The 16101-nt window shown below is 62.4% G+C and carries 10 protein-coding genes; 3 read left to right on the top strand and 7 right to left on the bottom strand.

Annotation, left to right across the window (positions count from 1 at the left end; genetic code table 11):
• Window position 1: 1 nt before the first annotated feature.
• A complete protein-coding gene (locus AC1A0G_RS10255; protein WP_476529474.1) occupies window positions 2-1624 on the bottom strand; it encodes a lysostaphin resistance A-like protein in 1623 nt (540 codons plus the stop codon).
• A gap of 97 nt (window positions 1625-1721) precedes the next feature.
• Between AC1A0G_RS10255 and AC1A0G_RS10250 the strand changes: the two genes are divergently transcribed.
• Window positions 1722-2474 (top strand): response regulator, encoded by a 753-nt coding sequence (locus tag AC1A0G_RS10250; RefSeq protein ID WP_476529472.1) that lies wholly within the window; start codon window positions 1722-1724, stop codon window positions 2472-2474.
• Between the two features lie 609 nt (window positions 2475-3083).
• Here AC1A0G_RS10250 and AC1A0G_RS10245 read toward each other — a convergent pair.
• Complete coding sequence (locus AC1A0G_RS10245; RefSeq protein WP_476529470.1) at window positions 3084-4478, bottom strand: histidine kinase; 1395 nt, start codon at window positions 4476-4478, stop codon at window positions 3084-3086.
• A 5-nt stretch (window positions 4479-4483) separates the two neighbouring features.
• Window positions 4484-5317, bottom strand: coding sequence for a DUF805 domain-containing protein (locus AC1A0G_RS10240; RefSeq protein ID WP_476529468.1), 834 nt, complete (start codon window positions 5315-5317; stop codon window positions 4484-4486).
• Window positions 5318-5465: 148 nt separating this feature from the next.
• Between AC1A0G_RS10240 and AC1A0G_RS10235 the strand changes: the two genes are divergently transcribed.
• Together AC1A0G_RS10235 and AC1A0G_RS10230 are read left to right on the top strand one after the other, a co-directional pair.
• Window positions 5466-6098 carry a PH domain-containing protein gene (locus AC1A0G_RS10235; protein ID WP_476529466.1) on the top strand — a complete coding sequence of 211 codons (633 nt, stop codon included), beginning with the start codon at window positions 5466-5468 and terminating at the stop codon, window positions 6096-6098.
• Entirely contained in the window at window positions 6098-8389 is a 2292-nt protein-coding gene (locus AC1A0G_RS10230; RefSeq protein WP_476529464.1) for a PH domain-containing protein, read from the top strand. Before AC1A0G_RS10235 ends, AC1A0G_RS10230 begins: the two co-directional genes overlap by 1 nt.
• Before the next feature lie 212 nt (window positions 8390-8601).
• Here AC1A0G_RS10230 and AC1A0G_RS10225 read toward each other — a convergent pair whose 3' ends face one another.
• The 4 genes from AC1A0G_RS10225 to AC1A0G_RS10210 all read right to left on the bottom strand — a co-directional run bounded on the left by AC1A0G_RS10225 (window position 8602) and on the right by AC1A0G_RS10210 (window position 16028).
• A complete protein-coding gene (locus AC1A0G_RS10225; RefSeq protein ID WP_476529463.1) occupies window positions 8602-9534 on the bottom strand; it encodes a hypothetical protein in 933 nt (310 codons plus the stop codon).
• Between the two features lie 1024 nt (window positions 9535-10558).
• Window positions 10559-13831 (bottom strand): DUF3427 domain-containing protein, encoded by a 3273-nt coding sequence (locus tag AC1A0G_RS10220; protein ID WP_476529501.1) that lies wholly within the window; start codon window positions 13829-13831, stop codon window positions 10559-10561.
• A 211-nt stretch (window positions 13832-14042) separates the two neighbouring features.
• A complete protein-coding gene (locus AC1A0G_RS10215) occupies window positions 14043-14465 on the bottom strand; it encodes a (deoxy)nucleoside triphosphate pyrophosphohydrolase (RefSeq protein ID WP_476529461.1) in 423 nt (140 codons plus the stop codon).
• 81 nt (window positions 14466-14546) lie between these two features.
• Window positions 14547-16028 (bottom strand): AlbA family DNA-binding domain-containing protein, encoded by a 1482-nt coding sequence (locus AC1A0G_RS10210; RefSeq protein ID WP_476529459.1) that lies wholly within the window; start codon window positions 16026-16028, stop codon window positions 14547-14549.
• Between the last annotated feature and the right edge of the window lie 73 nt (window positions 16029-16101).

The raw sequence follows: 16101 nt of genomic DNA, 5'->3' as shown, positions 1-16101 counted from the left end.
CCTACGCCATCGCCACCGCGAACGAGACGAGCGCAAACAGCCCGTTGAGGATCACGAACGTCAAGAACCAGCCAGACATCCAGCCCCAGTACGTGTCGGGCGCGGACCGGTTCACGCGCCGGTATTCGCGCAGTCCCCACCCGTATTTCACGAGCACGTAGATCAGTCCGCCGATGCCGACGACCAGCAGCGCCACGCCGTACACCATGTTGCCCGTGTCGCCGAAGCTCGCCGCGAACTCGGACAGCACGCCGCCTAGGATCGCGTTGTTGAAGATGTGCAGCGCGATCGACCAGATCAGCGAATACTCCATCGCGACGAACGCGAACACGAGGCCGCAGCAGAACGCGAACACGCCCTGCACCACGTCGTCGTGGAACAGCGCGAACATGAGCGACGACGTGACGATCGCGAAGTTCCGGCCGAGCGGCTGCAGCTCGCGCATGAGCACGCCGCGGAACACCGTCTCCTCCACGATCGGCCCGATCAGGCCGATGTACAGCCACATGCTGATGGTGACGGCCGACTCGTCGATGCTGTCGGATGTGGGCGAGGCGAGCGTGATGCCGAGCGCGGCGAACGCGATCTGGATGAGTTGCAGCACGCCTTGGATGCCGATGATGAGGGCGACGAACGCGGCAAACCATGCGGGGCGCATGTGCGCGCGGGGTTCGTTCGGGTTGGTTGTGCCGGCGACGGCGGCCGGGTCGCCGAGCCAGAACGCGCGCGTGAGGATCGTGCGGTGGCGCATGAGCAGCATGAACAGGAAGCCGACCGCGACCGAGATCAGGCTCAGCACGCCGACCCACTGCACGCTGGTCTGTGCGAGGTCCTGTTCGATCTGCCGGAAGTTCTCGGCGGACGGCGTGTTCGCAAGGCGCGATCCGGCGACGCGTTCGATCGTGGCGATCACGCCCATGATCAGTCCGGCGATGATGCTCGCGCCGGAGAAGACCGCCTGATAGGCGAGGACGAGGCCGGCCGGGCGGCCGACGGCTTTGCGCAGGGTGCGGCGGCGGATCTGTTCGGGGGTGGCCTGCGAGTATGGCGCGTAAGGGTACGGGGCGTATGGATACGGCGGGTATTGCGGCTGCTGGTATTGGGGTGGGTACGGCTGATATGCACCCGGCTGCGGGGATTGCGGATGCTGTGCCGGGTACGGTGCCGGCTGTGAAGTTTGATATGACGGTTGACATTGCGGCGGGTACTGCCCGGCTTGTTGTCCCGACTGGTACTGCTGGCCCTGCGGTGGGTACGGCTCAGATTGCGGGACTTGCTGATACGCGCCCGCCTGATACTGCGGATACGTACCCTGCGGCAGCGGTTGCGGCGGATAGTACTGGCCGGATTGCGGCTGAAGTGGCTGTTGCGGCGCGGATTGGACCGGCTGCGGCGAGGACGACTGCTGCGGCGCAGGTTGACTCTGCGAAATATCGGCTGGTTGTTCGGCAGACGCCGTGGTCGGGACCGGCTGCGGGCCGGGTTGTGATTGCGTGTCAGCATCCGGATGCTCGGACGTTGGCGTCGTGGAAGATGAGGCTTGTTCCGTCGGCACCTGCGATGGCGCTTCAGAGTGCGTGTTTGATGGCAGGTCGTCCTGCGGGTGAGGTTCGGTATTGCTCATGGCCCCTAGGCTAACCACGTTTGCTGAACGATTCGTGACCGTGCCCACAGGTGTTGACAAGGAACGGCCGGCGCGATGCCGGTTACAATGAGGCATCATGACGAACACGGAGGGGAAGCCGCTGACGGTGGCCGCCGTCGACAACGACCGTATGGCATTGCTGGCGTTGAAGGGGATCATGCCGCAGCTGCTGCCCGAATCACGATGGTTGTGGGGCGTGGAGACCGCCGAGGATGCGGTGCGCAAGGCGCTGGCTCCCGCTACCCGACCGGACGTACTGCTAGTGGACATGTCGCTTGGCGAGGCGACCGGCGTGAGCGTGTGCCGCCGGATTCGCCAGCGCACCGATACGGTCGCACTGCTGGCGATCACCGCGTTCGCGGTGGATACCTATGCCGATCGTGTGGCGGCGGCCGGGGCGCAGGGCATCGTGTCGAAGGCTGACATTCCTCAATTGGTGCAGGCGTTGCGGGCGGTGGCCGATGGCGGTGTGTTCATCCCTGCCGGGCTGAAGTCTATGGAGGTGACTGACGACCGGTCTGACACTAATGCGCCAGCGCAGAATCCGGCCATTCCCCGTCAACGGAAGCTATTCCTTACTCCGGTTGAGGCGCATCGCCTGCTCATAGAAGAAGGTGACCGGACCGCACGCGATGCGGACAAGCCGAAGCTCGGCACCAAGGAAGCGGAAACACTGCATCTGCTCGCCCAAGGGCTGAGCTACGACGAGATCGCCTCCCGCTGGGGCGTCGCCGCGTCGACCGTGCGCACGCACGCTCATCGCGCCGTCGACAAGCTCGGCGCCCACTCCCTCGCCCACGCCATAGCGCTATGGCTTTCTCAAAACTGAGAGGCAGTTTCCCTCCCGTGCGGAGGTCTTTCTCCAAACCTTGAGGCAGCCCCTGCAGCCAACCCACCGCGCTGTCACGATTCAACAAGGCATGCGCATGCCAAGCTACCAGACCACCTGCCTCACAGTTTGGAGAAAGACCTCCGCCAGACCGGCAAACTGCCTCACAGTTCGCAGAAAGCCACTGCCAATGCGCCTAGTACTTTGTCGGACCTAGAATTGATGCTTTTATTCTTGGCTCCCTCGGCTGAGGGCCGAGCCGTGAAGCAAACGCCGGCGGCGTTTGTAGGCGAGGTGCGAGCGACAGCGAGCCGGCAAGGCGCGGCCGCAGGCCGTCCGCAATTGCAGGACGCTGTCGGCGAAGCCGACTGAGGGAGCGTCAAACCCATCACATTAAGTCCGACAAAGTACTAGTTTGACGATCAAGAGGCCAAATCGGGACTCTGCAGAGATCAGTTTGACGATCGAGAGGCTTTGCGAGAGCGAATCATTCGTCCCAAAGCCTTCACCCATACAGTTCGGGGGTATAGATCTGGGTGGCCTTTGATACGGGTTGCCTCTCGATCGTCAAACTGACCTTGGCCCCAGCGATTATCAACCTCTCAATCGTCAAACCGCATAAGCGAGCGGTATTTCGGCGCCGACCGTCCATGCGCCGTCCTGCGCCCCGGCGTGCAATGTCCCGCCAAGCGCCTCGATCTCGGCACGGTGCGCGCCGATGCCGTCGCCGCGTCCATGCCCATGCGCCAAAGTCGCCGCATCGTCGGCAAGCGCATTGACCTCGTTGATGCGAATACGCAGCTTGTCAACAGCGACGAACAAGGTATACGCCGCTTCGACGCGCTCATCCCCCATCACCGCGCCGTGCCGTACGATGTTCGCATAGATCTCCTCGATCAGTCCCATCGCCGCACGCCGCACGGCATCCGGCACCGCGACATCGGCGGCGATGTTCAGCCTCGTCACCCCGCGCAGCCCCAGCATCGCCATCATGCGATCTTGATCCCCCACGTATTTTTCCAACTGCGCGCCGAACGGCTCGTCCTCGCCGCCGCCGTCCGGCCGCGCCGTCCCAGCCATGCCAGCTTCCCCGAGTTCCCGCTTGCCGTTGAGCACGTCGATCACCTCGTGCACCCGGTCGAGCGCATGATGCGCCCGCTCGTAGATCGCGTCCAGCATCTCGCCCACATCGCCCTCGCCCACATCATTCGCCCCAACGGTTTTCGCCCGCCACGCAAGCATCGCGATCGTGGACATGTCGTTGGCCACCGAGTCGTGGATCATGTGCGCCAACTCCTGTTCGCGCGTGACCCGCCCAAGCAGTCGTTCGCTGCGCGCCGCCCGCTCGTTCGCCTCGGCCGTGCGCCGGAACGCCGAACCGAACATGACCAGGAACCCGACGACCATCAGGTTCAGCACGACCGTGAACACGAACACGATCATCGAGTACTGCGGCAGCACTCCGGAGAAATCCGTCCATGATCCCATCACGGCCGCAGCGATAGAACCGTCATCCGGACCGGACGCCGCCTCTATCTCCCCGATGCCGCTGATCGCCCCGCGAATCACACTGCCGCCGATCGACCCGGTGTGCAGCAGCACGAATCCGGCCGCATCCCCCAACGCATACCCGACCGTCACCGCGATCGCGCCCCACCTTGGCAGCAGGTATCCCAACGCGAGCAGCACGGCGAACAGCACGATGTCGCCGGCCTCCAGCAGGTTCGGCAACGTGAGGAACGGCAGCACCGCGACGCAGACGACCAGCGCGATCACCCGCGGCACGCGCGGTATGAACGGGATCACCGCAGCGAACGCCAGACAGGCCATCGCGACGATCATCTGCGCCGGTGATTGCGGCGGTCTAACGACCATGTCCAGCACGATGATCACGCAGCCGACGATGGAGTTCTTCTCAAGAAAGTGCGGTTCGCGCCACCATGTGCGGACGCCGGCGAGCACGTTTCGAAAAGCGGATGGAGAGGATGAGATCGATGGTGACATGGCGGTCACGCTTTCGGTTGCGACTGTCGGGATGACGGCGATGACGATTGCGCCGGCTGGGAGGGTTGCGTCGATGACTGCGACGACGGGGGCATCGGCCGAACCGATGACTGCAACGTCGGCCGATTCGACGATTGCGCCGCCGGCACCCGATCGAACCGTGCGCCGCGCGGATCACTTGGCATGATCATCAGCACGACCGATACGAGCAACGACAGCAGCGACATCACGATGAGCGTGAGCACCGTTACGACGATGACCTGCATGCCGTCCGCGGCCGAATCGCCGCCGGCCAGCGAGCTGATGATCGCGACGGCGAGCGCGGCCACGAATGCGCCGACCGACAGCACCGTCGGCAGCACCACCCACCAGCCGCGCAGGTTCTCGTCGTGCAGTCGCCGGACCGACAGCGACAGGTTCGGCAGGAACAGGATGACCTGTGCGACCGTTACGGCGTTGCTGGTGAAATCATAAAGCGGTGTGTCGGAGAACGTGTCGCCGTCACCGTTCAAGCCGATCGCCGATCCTATGCCGTATGCCGCGATGCCGGTCGCCGCGGCGACGATGATGCAGAACAGCCAGGTCCACCAGTATTCGCCGCGCGATGCGCGACCGTGGAACACGAACGTCTTACGGAAGAAACGGACGATCGCGGAGCCGAAACCGATGCCGTACCACGGTGCCCACAGCGGCGGTTGTGCACCAACATGCCCACCTTCGGACGGAACATCCCCGTTGCCGGCCCCATCCGCACCGGCCATGCGCTGCGCATACGTCACATACGGATTCCCATTGTCCGCATCCCGCCGCGGCATGAACGGATTTGGCTCATTATCCATCGTCGCACTCCCTTCGTCGTGTCCACTCAACCCCATTCTGGCCGATTCGTCCAGCCAGCGCCGTCACCGGTCAACACGCGTGTACCACCCGCGCTCTCGTCGCGTGGCATCGCATACAGTGATACGTACACCGACGAGGGGGATATCAATGAACGATCCACAGACCGATACGTCTTATGCCGGACCGGACGGCCCAACCGAATCATTCAGTTCAGCCGAGTCGACCGTCGCGACAGAGCCGGCCGATAATCCGATCAATCCACTTAGCCCGACCAGTTCGGCCAGCGCAACAATCCACCAACACGCCGGATGGCAGCCGTATCCGGAACGCATCCGCAGTATGTGGCTGGCAAGCGAGGCCCTACAGTTCGTCTTCTGGCTCGCGGTATGCGCCGCCGCGGCCGTGATCTGTTGGATGAACGACTGGTGGCGTTGGCAGCCGATCATCATCGCCCTGCTCGCCGCGGTCAATGTGCTCGATTTCGCGTCGCAGCCGTTGCAGACGCGGTACAAGTACGCGTTTCACCGGTTCATGATCGGCGACCGGTTCCTGCGCATTCGCACGGGATGGCTGTTCCGTTCGACCGTCACGGTGCCGTACAACCGGGTGCAGCACGTGGATACGAAGCAGGGACCGTTGCTGCGCAAGTTCGATCTGACGACGATCGTGATTCACACGGCCGCCGACGAACACGAAATCGCCTCGCTGGATTCGGCCGAGGCGGAACGCGTGACAGCGCTCATCACCGAACGCGTCGCCGCTGCGAAGGAGGACCTGTGATGGGCGAGACGAACGCCGCACAGCTGCAACCGCTGGACGATGGGACGACACAGGACGACGCACCGCGAGCCGCTCAACAGAACGACGTGCACAATCAGCGTCATGATCCCGACCGCCGCGATGCGCACGATCACAAGGACCATCACCGCGCCGACGGCTGGCGGATGCTGCATCCGGCCGCGCTGATCGTCGGCGTCATCCGATCGTTCAGATCGACGATCGGCATCCTGCTTGCTGTCGTCGGCTACCGCATCATTCGCGACGGATGGTCCACATGGATGCTCGTCGGCGCCGCCGCGCTCGTTCTGGCGCTCACCGTTGTGCCGCCGGTCGCCGAATGGCTGACCACGCGCTACCGGCTCGGCGTGGACTCGCTGGAGTTCCGCACGGGACTGTTCTCGCGCAAACGCCGCACGATCGGATATGGTGCGATTCATGCGATCAACAGCGCGTCGCCGGTGTATTTTCAACCGTTCGGCGTGGCGCGGCTGACGATCACGGCCGCCGGATCGGACGCCGATATCACGCTCGACGCGGTACCGGTCGCACTGCAACTCGAGTTGGAGGAACTTCGCGCAACCAGCTGCGCCGCGCGCGATGTCGATTCCGCGGCCACGCGTCCGATCAGCGCGGATGCTGCGGACTGCGACACCGACGATCTCCGACCGTTCCCGGCGGACGCCACCGGCCAGGTATCCCGGCCGAGCACACCTCCTCCGTCACTCCAGCCAGATGAATCCCTCGTGTCGCCTCGGCCGAACGATCTCCCTCTGTCATCCCGACCTAACTCCCCTCTCTCGCCATCTCAGCCGAGCACCACCAATCTGTCATCTCGACCGAGCGCGCCCCTCTTGTCATCTCGACCGAGCGCAGCGAGCGGAGAGATCTCTCCCCCGCAACCCCGCATCGCACAGTCAACCAGCCCAGCCGCAACCCCCGCACCGACATCATCAATCGCAACCCCGCAGCCAACCGCCAACCGCCCGGTTTTCCGCGCCTCCATCCGCGACATCCTGCTGTTCGCCGTCACCGACCTCGGCTTCCTCGCCGCCGCGCTGGCGGTCTACGCGGCCTTCGACCGGGTCAGCGATCTCATCCCACGCGCGTGGATGCGCACGGCCACGCAGTCGGTCGATGCGATCGTTGCGCAGGGCGTCCTCTCGATCATCCTGCTGATACTGGCGTGCGTGATCGCGCTCATGATCGTCAGCATCGCGTCCGCCCTGCTGCGGTTCTACGGGTTCGAGGTGTGGCGTCGCGGCGACGATCTGGTCGTCGTGCGCGGCCTGTTCACGCGCCGCACCGTCACGCTGCCGGTCAGCCGCATCCAGACGATCGCCGTCCGGCAGTCACTGTTGCGCCGACCGTTCGGACTGTGTTCGGTCACGCTCGGCCTGAGTTCCGCGGCCGCCGGCAGTGGTGACGAGAAGGAAAACAGCGATTCGGCGAACATCCTGCCGGTGGTGAGCACCCGCCGCGTGGCCGCGATCCTGCGCGAGATGCTGCCGGAATGGGACGTGCGCGACGCGGCCGATCTGCCAATACGGCGCACGGGCCGCGGATTGACCCGGTATTACGTGACGTTGCCGATTACGGCTGGCCTGATTGCGACCGTTGCGGTAGGCGCGGCGATATCGGCGATGAATTGGACCGGACGATGGTGGGCATGGCTGGCGTTGGCCGCGGCGGTGCTGCTGTTCGCGCGGTGGACGGTCAGCCGATGGCTGCGGTCGCGGGTCGACGGTTACGCGTTGCTGGATGAGTCGGGCGCAATGGACGATGCGAACGGCCGACGGCGCATCGGATCGATGACGACACCGGCCGACGATGGCAACGGCAACACCTCCGGCATGGACGACGAGAGTGGCGCATTGCGTGAAGCGACCGTCCGCAACATTGATGGCGCAGGAGAACGGCGTCGCATCGGATCGGTCACGTCACCGCCCGACGATAGCAGTGGAAATGTCGGCGATGCGAACGGCAGGGCCGATGCATGTCATGAAGCAGCCGTCCGCAGCGTTGACGTCGCAAGGGACGATGACAGTGGACGCTGCATCGTCCCGCTCCCCCATCGCATCGTGGTGACCAGCGCGATCGGCCTGACGCGGCTCACGCTGGTCACCCGCCGATCACGCGTGCAGTCGGTCGTCCGCAAGTCGGCGCTGTGGCGCGAACCGCGCGGCGTCGAAACGCTGCTGATGCCGCTGTTCGTCACCACCGGCCCCGAGGAACTGCGTTTCCAGTTCCTCCGCCGCCCCGACGCCGACCGCCTCACCGCATGGGCCGAGTGAATCACCTCTTGGCCGACGCGTCGCCGTATGTCAATTAGCCATCCCGTCATCTCCCTCCCCTCTCAGGGGAGAGCGTCGTGTACGCCGCATGCCTTCAGCAGTTCAGCCAATTCCCTCCCCTCTTAGGGGAGGGTGCCCGGCGCAGGCCGGGCGGGTTGGGGTACTTGCGGCTACCGCCGCGGATAACAGCATCGCGCAACCGCGCGATACCATCACTCCGCCCGCTTCAGCCACCACGCGATCAGCGCGAGGGCCGGCGCATAGGCCCGCCGCGACATGTGCTTGGCGGCCAGCACGCGGTCCGGCACGCGGTTGACGAGATCGAGCAGCTCATCCAGCATCAGCTCGAGCCGCCCGCGCTCCTCGGCCGTCAACGCGACCCGCGCCGCCGCCAGCCGCACCGCCGCCTCCTTGATCAGCGAACGGTCGTGGCTGTCGTAATCCACGCGCTGTTCCACGTGAAACATCGGCTTGCCCGACGTGAAACCGTCCAGCTCATCGATCACGAACGCGGCGATCAGACTCGGTCCACCCGCGGTCGCCAGCGCGTTCGCGAGCGCGGCCCGGTTGCGCGCGATCCGCACATCCCGGTCCCGCGCAGCCCGAGCAACCCGCGCGGCCCGTTCCAGCTCAGCCTCGCTCGGCTCGCGGTCCGACTCCTCCGCCCCGAACCGATGCTCGACCCGGTCCTTCGTCTCCTTCTGCTCACGGATCTGCCGCTCGCGATCCGCCTGCCGCCTGTCCAGCAGATCGTCGATCAGGTCGCGGTAGGCATCCATCGCCTTCCGCCGCGGCACCGGATGATGCAGCCGGTGCGGCGCGATCTGGAACGCCTGCCGGTCAAGGTGATGCCGGATCATCTCCGTCGCCGCGTCCAGATCATCCGGCAGTCGGAACATGCCGAGATCGATCGTGCGCCGCGGAATCTCGGCGACCGTCGCAAGATCGGCGTCGGTGAGTCCTGGGATGCGGCCGCGACGATTCGGCTGCGGGTACTCCCAGCGCGACCGGAACACGCCGGCCGGGTGAATGTAGAGTTTGAGATACGGCGTACGCGAGTCGCGGACGATGAGACCGGCACCCGTATCGGTGACGTCGGTGGTGCGGATGGACTGGATTCGTTCGGCGAGCGCCGATGTATTCATATGGTTTCCTTTCCTGCATGAGGGCGCACTACTCCCGGGGAACGGCCCCGAGGCCCTCAATCGCGTGGAAAGAAACCTTGAATTATTGCTTCATAGCAGGGGTTACTATACCACGCGATACGGGGGTGCGCAACGCACACTGACGAGACGGCCCGGGCGGCCCGGTGTTCAACTTTGCGCCGGGATGAGTTCATCTGCGATTGGCCTGCCACACATCATTCGGAAACACGAATGCGGTAAACCGTATCGTGACATGGATAGAGGTTGAGCAAAGGAATGATCATGCAAGCACAGAACAATCACCAGAACATGCATCACGGCAACGCGCATCACAGCGACGACCAGTACGACGCCTACATGTACGCCGAATACGGCATCGAGCGCTGACGCCCGAGCCGTCCCCGCACTGGCGGTTTGCCGAACGCAAGACACCCTGCGCCCGGCAAACCGCCAGTACTGTCTACAGACCCAAACCCGCGCACCCACGACGCGAAAATGCATCGATGGCGCAAGTAGCCGGTGCAGGTCATCCACGATTGCGGCACGGCACGAGGGATTATCCATAAACAACCCCGGTAACAAGTCACAGACAAGTTGCCCCAGAAAGCAGATTTACGGTAAGCTTTTTCTCGTGATAAAGCTGGACGTTGCCCAGTTCGTAAAAGCCGCCTCCCGATATGTTTGAGAGGCGGCTTTTACGCTTCGGAGGGGCGACCGCCGTGCACAAACCATTCATGACCGCCGAACAGGTAGTTCTACCGCAGTCCGGATATTTGGCTGTTGCTTCGCAGGCATCACGGGCCTTGGAACCCGAGAAGATGGAACAATTGCTGACTTCGATGCGTCGCGCAGTCACGGAGATGGGACTATACGACGAGGACGACGCAGCCTACGTGGCCGACTTCGACTGATGAACGAAAGGTGACGCCACGAAGTTTGGATCGCTTTGGCGAGGAAGACTCACGGGCTCCTCGTCAAAGCGATCAAACGGTACCGTATAACCAATCACGAACAGAAAACGATTTCAGCTGGTCAGGTGGCGGTAGAGTTCCGGATCGAGCGGCTTGGCCAGACGCAGCGTGGACAGAGTCACCTTGACCGCGCCGTCGCCGGCGGCGTTTGGCTTGGTGGTGAGCGTCGGATGATCGAACGCCGCGACGTGTCCGACGTAGTAGTACTTGCCGTCGGCCTCCTCCGCCTTGCGCATGACGAACAGCGGCACGAAATGCGTGCGCTGCCAATCATCCGCGCCGGCAGCCGCACCGAGCCGGTCACGCACCCACTGGAATTCCGGCGACTGCGGCGTGCGCCCGTTCTTGCTGAAGTACCTCATCTCCTGCGCGTTCAGGAATTCGTCCTCGTACTGGCTGGCCGCGTACTTCACGAAAATGGGCATCGTGTTGGTGTCCTTGTCCAGCAGATATCCGCCCACGTTCTGCGGCGTGTTCTCCTTCTTCCATCCGCACAGGCGCATGACGTCCGCCATCGAATACTTGCGTTCGTACAGGAACGCGCGATCGAAGGTGCGCTGGTTCGCCTGCGCTTCGCGGAACAGGTCACGGCAGTTGGCAAGCCCCGTGCGCAACGTGTCCGCAAAGAAGATGCGGAACGTGCGGTTCGCCGCGAGCAGCGAGGCAAATCCGTCACTGAGACGATATGACGGCCCGCTGTCTCCCGAGCTCGCACCGATCGTCTCGATCAGCGGCTGCTCGCCGAACCGTTTGTGGTTCGGCTTGGTGAAGTACGAATAATCGAGCACGCTGACCGCGGAGTCGAATTGATCATCGGACAGATCGGCCTGCGGGAACTCGGTTCGGACGGCAGCGATCAGCGAGCTGCGGCTCAACGATACGGACGGCCGCTCCCACCCAGCGCCGGCCGCCGCAGTAGCATCGCCCAGCCGTTCGTCCGCAAACCGGCACAGCCGATCAAGAATCACCAGCTCATGCGGTCGAATCCCCGGCAGCAGCAGTTCCGTCGCCATCTTGAGTATCGCGTCCTCGACGTCGCTCACCGGCTCCAACTGATCCGCGAACGACCGTTCCTTGCGTTTACCGCCGCCGAGGCTGTTCTCGCGCGAACGCACGAAATCGAGATAATTGTTGCGTTTCGCGGCCAGCGTGTACGGCAGCGAAGGATCGTACTCGTAGATGTCCATGAGCATCGGGATGCGTCCGAGTTCGTAACGCACCTGACGGTACTGTTCGGATAGTTTCTTCATCTCGGACCAGTCCGCGGTGTCCAGCGACTTCAGCACACGCTCCTTGGCGATCGGGTCGAAGCTGATCGACGACAGGCCGATCGACTTGCGTTGCAGGTTGCGTCGCGCACGGTCGCGATCGCCGGTGTTGCCGTACAGGGCCACGGGAATCAGGTAATTGTTGGCGTAGTTGCCGATGAAATCGATGACGACGACGCTGTCCTTGTGCGGGAACTTGCGCAGTCCGCGACCCAGCTGCTGGGTGAAGACGATGCTTGATTCGGTGCTGCGCAGCATCACGATCTGGTTGACCGCGGGAATATCGACGCCTTCGTTGAACAGGTCGACGGTGAACAGATAGTCGAGTTCGCCGTCCGTCAGTCGCCGCACGTACTCGTCGCGCTGCTCCTGCGATACCGGCTTGCCGTCGGCATCTGTACTGGTCACGGCCGCGGTACGATAGCGGCGTTCCGCCTGCTGGTTCCACTGCTGATTGAACAGGCGCGACAGTTCGTGCGCCTCGTCCTGCCGGCTGCAGAACACCAGTCCGGTGACGGGCAGGTTGAACTGGCCGTATTCCTGCAGTTTGTCGATGATGTAGCGCACGCGTTGTTCGGTGGCGAGTTGGCCGATCTCGTATTTGAGCTGCGCGGACTGTTCCGTATCGAGACCGTGCGCGATGTCAAGACGATGCGCGCTCTGGTTTGGGCCATCGTCGGAGCCGAGGTATTCCGCGACACCGTAGTAGTGGAACGGGCAGAGCATGTCCTCATCCAGCGCCTTCTGCAGGCGGATTTCGTAGGCGATGTTGTGACCGAACAGTTCGAAGATGTTGATGCCGTCGGTGCGTTCCGGGGTGGCGGTCATACCGAGCATGAAATCGGCGTCTTTGAAATGGTCGATGACGCGCTGGTAGCCTTCGGCACCGGCGTGATGCACCTCGTCGATCAGCACGTAATCGAATTCGTCGGACGCGAACTGCGCCAGCACTTCCGGCTGCCGCATGGTCTGCACGGTGGCGAACACGTACCTGCGATCCTGTTGTTTGCTGGTTCCCGAATACAGTCCCAGTTCCGACTCGTCGCAGCCGAGCACCTTCTGATAGGACTCCATCGCCGCCTTGAGAATCATCTGCTGCTGGGCGATGTACAGCATGCGTTTCGGCCGGCATGCGCGCACGTCGAACGCGGACAGGTACGTTTTGCCAGTGCCGGTGGCGGATACGATGATCGCGCGATGCTCGCCCTGATCGCGCAGTTTCTTCAGGTTCGCCAGAGCCTCCCGCTGCATGGCGTTCGGCTGGATGTCGCGGCTTTCGAGGGATGCGAGGATATCGCGACGCGGAGGCGCGTATTTCTTGAAATCCTCCTCGTACCGTTCGATCCACTCCTCGGTGAGCGGCACCGAATCGGCCACCTGCGAGTCGATCTCCTCGCGGATCTGCCGGACCAGCTCGCCGTCGGCTAGGGACGACACCTTCAGATTCCACTCGCGCTGCGTGTTCAGCGCGGCTCCGGTGAGGTTCGAACTGCCGACGAACAGTTCGTAATACGGGGTGCCGTTGTGCATGCGGCGGGCGAACACATAGCCTTTCGGATGGAACGGCTGTCCCTGGCCTTGCGATATCGCGGCGGAACCGTCGTCGGCGCCTTCCCATACGCGTACGTCCACGCCGGCGGTTCGTTGCAGGTGCAGCAGTTCCCAGAAGGCTTGCGGGTCGTTGAAATGGTTTTTGGTGGAGGTGATCAGACGGCTGGTCGGCCGCGTGGAATCGGCGAACGCGTTGCCGGTGCCGGGTATGGAACCGGCTGCGGCATTGGCATGATGACTGCGGAAATCCTCGAACAGGCTCAGTACCGCGCCGGTCGAGACGAACGCGACGGAGATGTCGAAGGATTCGCTGTTCGCGAGCGCATCGCTGATCTGGTCGTGCATGGTCAGGCCGCCGGGACGATTGGAGATCAGCGTTGGCTTGTAGTCGTCGGCGGCGTTCTCGCGCGGTTCGATGAAGCCGGCGATGGCGCTTTCGAGGACCGAATACGTCGCGTCATCGTACGGTGTCTGTTGTGCGAGCGGAAGGCGGGATTGCCGGTTCATGTTTGGGACGTTCTGGACTGTGTCTGCCATGATGTTCCGCTCCTGACTATGAAATCTTGCGCTGCATCCGTTGGCTCTTCGATGAGTTACGGGACCAGTATTGCTTCGATCTGGTGTGAAGGCTTAATGCTCTGCTCCCCCTGAAGGGGGAGCTGTCAGCAACGCTGACTGAGGGGGTGGCACACCCAACACATCAACTCCGACCAACCATTTAGCGCACCAGCAACTGCCGTTTCTTCGCGATAATGCCAACCGCTTCCCTATCGACCGGCGCCCAATCCAATCCCGGCATCTCAACCGGTTCCAACCATCGGATATCCGTATGTTCGGTGAGTCGAGGCATGCCGGAAATGAGATGGCAGATGAACGTCGTCAACCGCACCGTGCCGAAGTCATACGCGTATTCGCTGGTGCACACTTCGTCGGCCACATCGACTTCGCACAACAGCTCCTCTTCGATCTCGCGATGCAACGCCTGCCGTGCGGTCTCATGCGGCTCGATCTTGCCGCCCGGAAACTCCCAGTACCCGGCAAGCGACTTGCCCGGACCTCGCTGCGCGCACAGCACCGTCCCGTCGCGCACGATCGCCGCGCCAACGACATTGATGATTCTCGACTGTTCCGCTGCCTCCATGACTCACCAGGATACAACGCGGCAACCGCGACCGCGAACGATGCGCGGCAAACCGTCTTATCAGTTACGTGATAACTGCGATCAATGCAGGACTCGCCATGCGCCACGCTTGTCCGAACCCGTACGTTCGATGATTCCGGATTCGCGCAGCGTATGAAAGGTTCTCCATACAGTGGTGTAGGACACGCCCAGCGCACCGGCAGCCTGCCTATAAGTAATTGATGGATACTTATGAAGCAGTTCTAAAAGGCGTTGCTCTCGTGCCGTAATATCATTTACAGTTTCATTTACAGTTTCATTTACAGTTTCATTTACAGTTTCATTTACAGTTTCATCCGGGTCACGCCCAACCTCATCATGAGCAGGTAAACCATCCGCGGCAACATCGCCTTCCACCCAGCGCACCGGCACGAACGCCTCGAACACATCGCCATCGTCAAGCACCGGGTCCTTGCCGGAATAAGGCTTCGAGTACTTGTACAGATTGCGCATGCCGCTGCCAAGCTCGTCGGCCAAACCAATGTTGCGGAAGAACTTGGCGATAAACGGATTCTTGGACACCGGCTTGAAACTCGTGATGGCAAGCTGACCCTGAAAAATCGCCTTGGATGCATTCTCGGTGTGAACGCCGTCGCCCAGAATAAGGAACTTGGCCGGGTACGGGCTGACGAACTCGCGGTGGATCATCAGGTTCGAAACCAACTCGCGGATGATGATATCCCGGGGACTGACGGTCTGGTCGCCCTCCAACATGAACCGGTCGGGCAAGTATCGTTTCGCGAACTCGGAGATCTGCGATTGCGCCTCGATCAGGTTCGTAGTCACGATAAGCCGGTCGTCGTAACGGTCCAAATTCTGGCGGCGTACGATCACGTCGGTCTTGTAGGCAGGCGCGATGCGTGAGATGACCTCGTCCTTGCCGAGCAACATCACGGCGGCGAGATTGAAACCCTCCTCGCCGGTGTCGTAGTTCACGCCGTACAGATCGGCGCTACGCATCAGCTCCATATCGTCCATCTCGGACCACGGATGACCGGGCGTCTTCAACGCGGCCAGTTTGCGCACGCGCGGCAGCAGATCGAATCGGAAATCTGACGGCTTCAAGTACCGGTACACGCGCTGTTCACTGAAGTGATTCTGCTTGCGGATGTTCATCTGCGCGATCTGCGTCTCGCTGGTGATGCGACGGTCCACATCGGCCACCCGATCGTAGATCACATGTTTAAAACTCACGACGGATGGGCCGGCCGGAACCCAGACGCGGATCACGAGCTTGCCGTCATATTCGATGCGTTCAGTCTCGATAGCCGGCGCGACATTGAACAGTTTGGGATTGCCGATCACGTTCACGAGATTACGTTCGATGGCGATAGCCTGTTCACGATCGACACCTTCAACAGTACCGTCATTCAGCACCCCAAGGTAAATCGAACCACCAAATCGATTGTTGAACGAACATACCGTTTCGAACGTATCCGTCTCCGGCTGGACGCCGCAACGCTTGAACTCGACTGAGATGTTCTCGCCGCGCTCAAGCACGGCGGAAAGTTCCGTAGCGTTCATGTCGCCTCCCCCGAATCATTGTTTGTCCAGTGTAACGCAGGCCAATCCAGGTAACTCGACACACGAAATCGTA

Source organism: Bifidobacterium sp. LH_230, assembly GCF_056357555.1.
The sequence above is the reverse complement of the archived record's forward strand: the minus strand, read 5'-3'. Positions and strand labels throughout refer to the sequence as shown.

Bases quoted from the DNA above. Each gene is read 5' to 3' on its own strand.
- AC1A0G_RS10250 (WP_476529472.1), top strand. From the start codon at position 1,722: ATGACGAACACGGAGGGGAAGCCGCTGACGGTGGCCGCCGTCGACAAC.
- AC1A0G_RS10220 (WP_476529501.1), bottom strand. From the start codon at position 13,831: ATGAACCGGCAATCCCGCCTTCCGCTCGCACAACAGACACCGTACGAT.
- AC1A0G_RS10225 (WP_476529463.1), bottom strand. From the start codon at position 9,534: ATGAATACATCGGCGCTCGCCGAACGAATCCAGTCCATCCGCACCACC.
- AC1A0G_RS10235 (WP_476529466.1), top strand. From the start codon at position 5,466: ATGAACGATCCACAGACCGATACGTCTTATGCCGGACCGGACGGCCCA.
- AC1A0G_RS10240 (WP_476529468.1), bottom strand. From the start codon at position 5,317: ATGGATAATGAGCCAAATCCGTTCATGCCGCGGCGGGATGCGGACAAT.
- AC1A0G_RS10230 (WP_476529464.1), top strand. From the start codon at position 6,098: ATGGGCGAGACGAACGCCGCACAGCTGCAACCGCTGGACGATGGGACG.
- AC1A0G_RS10255 (WP_476529474.1), bottom strand. From the start codon at position 1,624: ATGAGCAATACCGAACCTCACCCGCAGGACGACCTGCCATCAAACACG.
- AC1A0G_RS10245 (WP_476529470.1), bottom strand. From the start codon at position 4,478: ATGTCACCATCGATCTCATCCTCTCCATCCGCTTTTCGAAACGTGCTC.
- AC1A0G_RS10215 (WP_476529461.1), bottom strand. From the start codon at position 14,465: ATGGAGGCAGCGGAACAGTCGAGAATCATCAATGTCGTTGGCGCGGCG.
- AC1A0G_RS10210 (WP_476529459.1), bottom strand. From the start codon at position 16,028: ATGAACGCTACGGAACTTTCCGCCGTGCTTGAGCGCGGCGAGAACATC.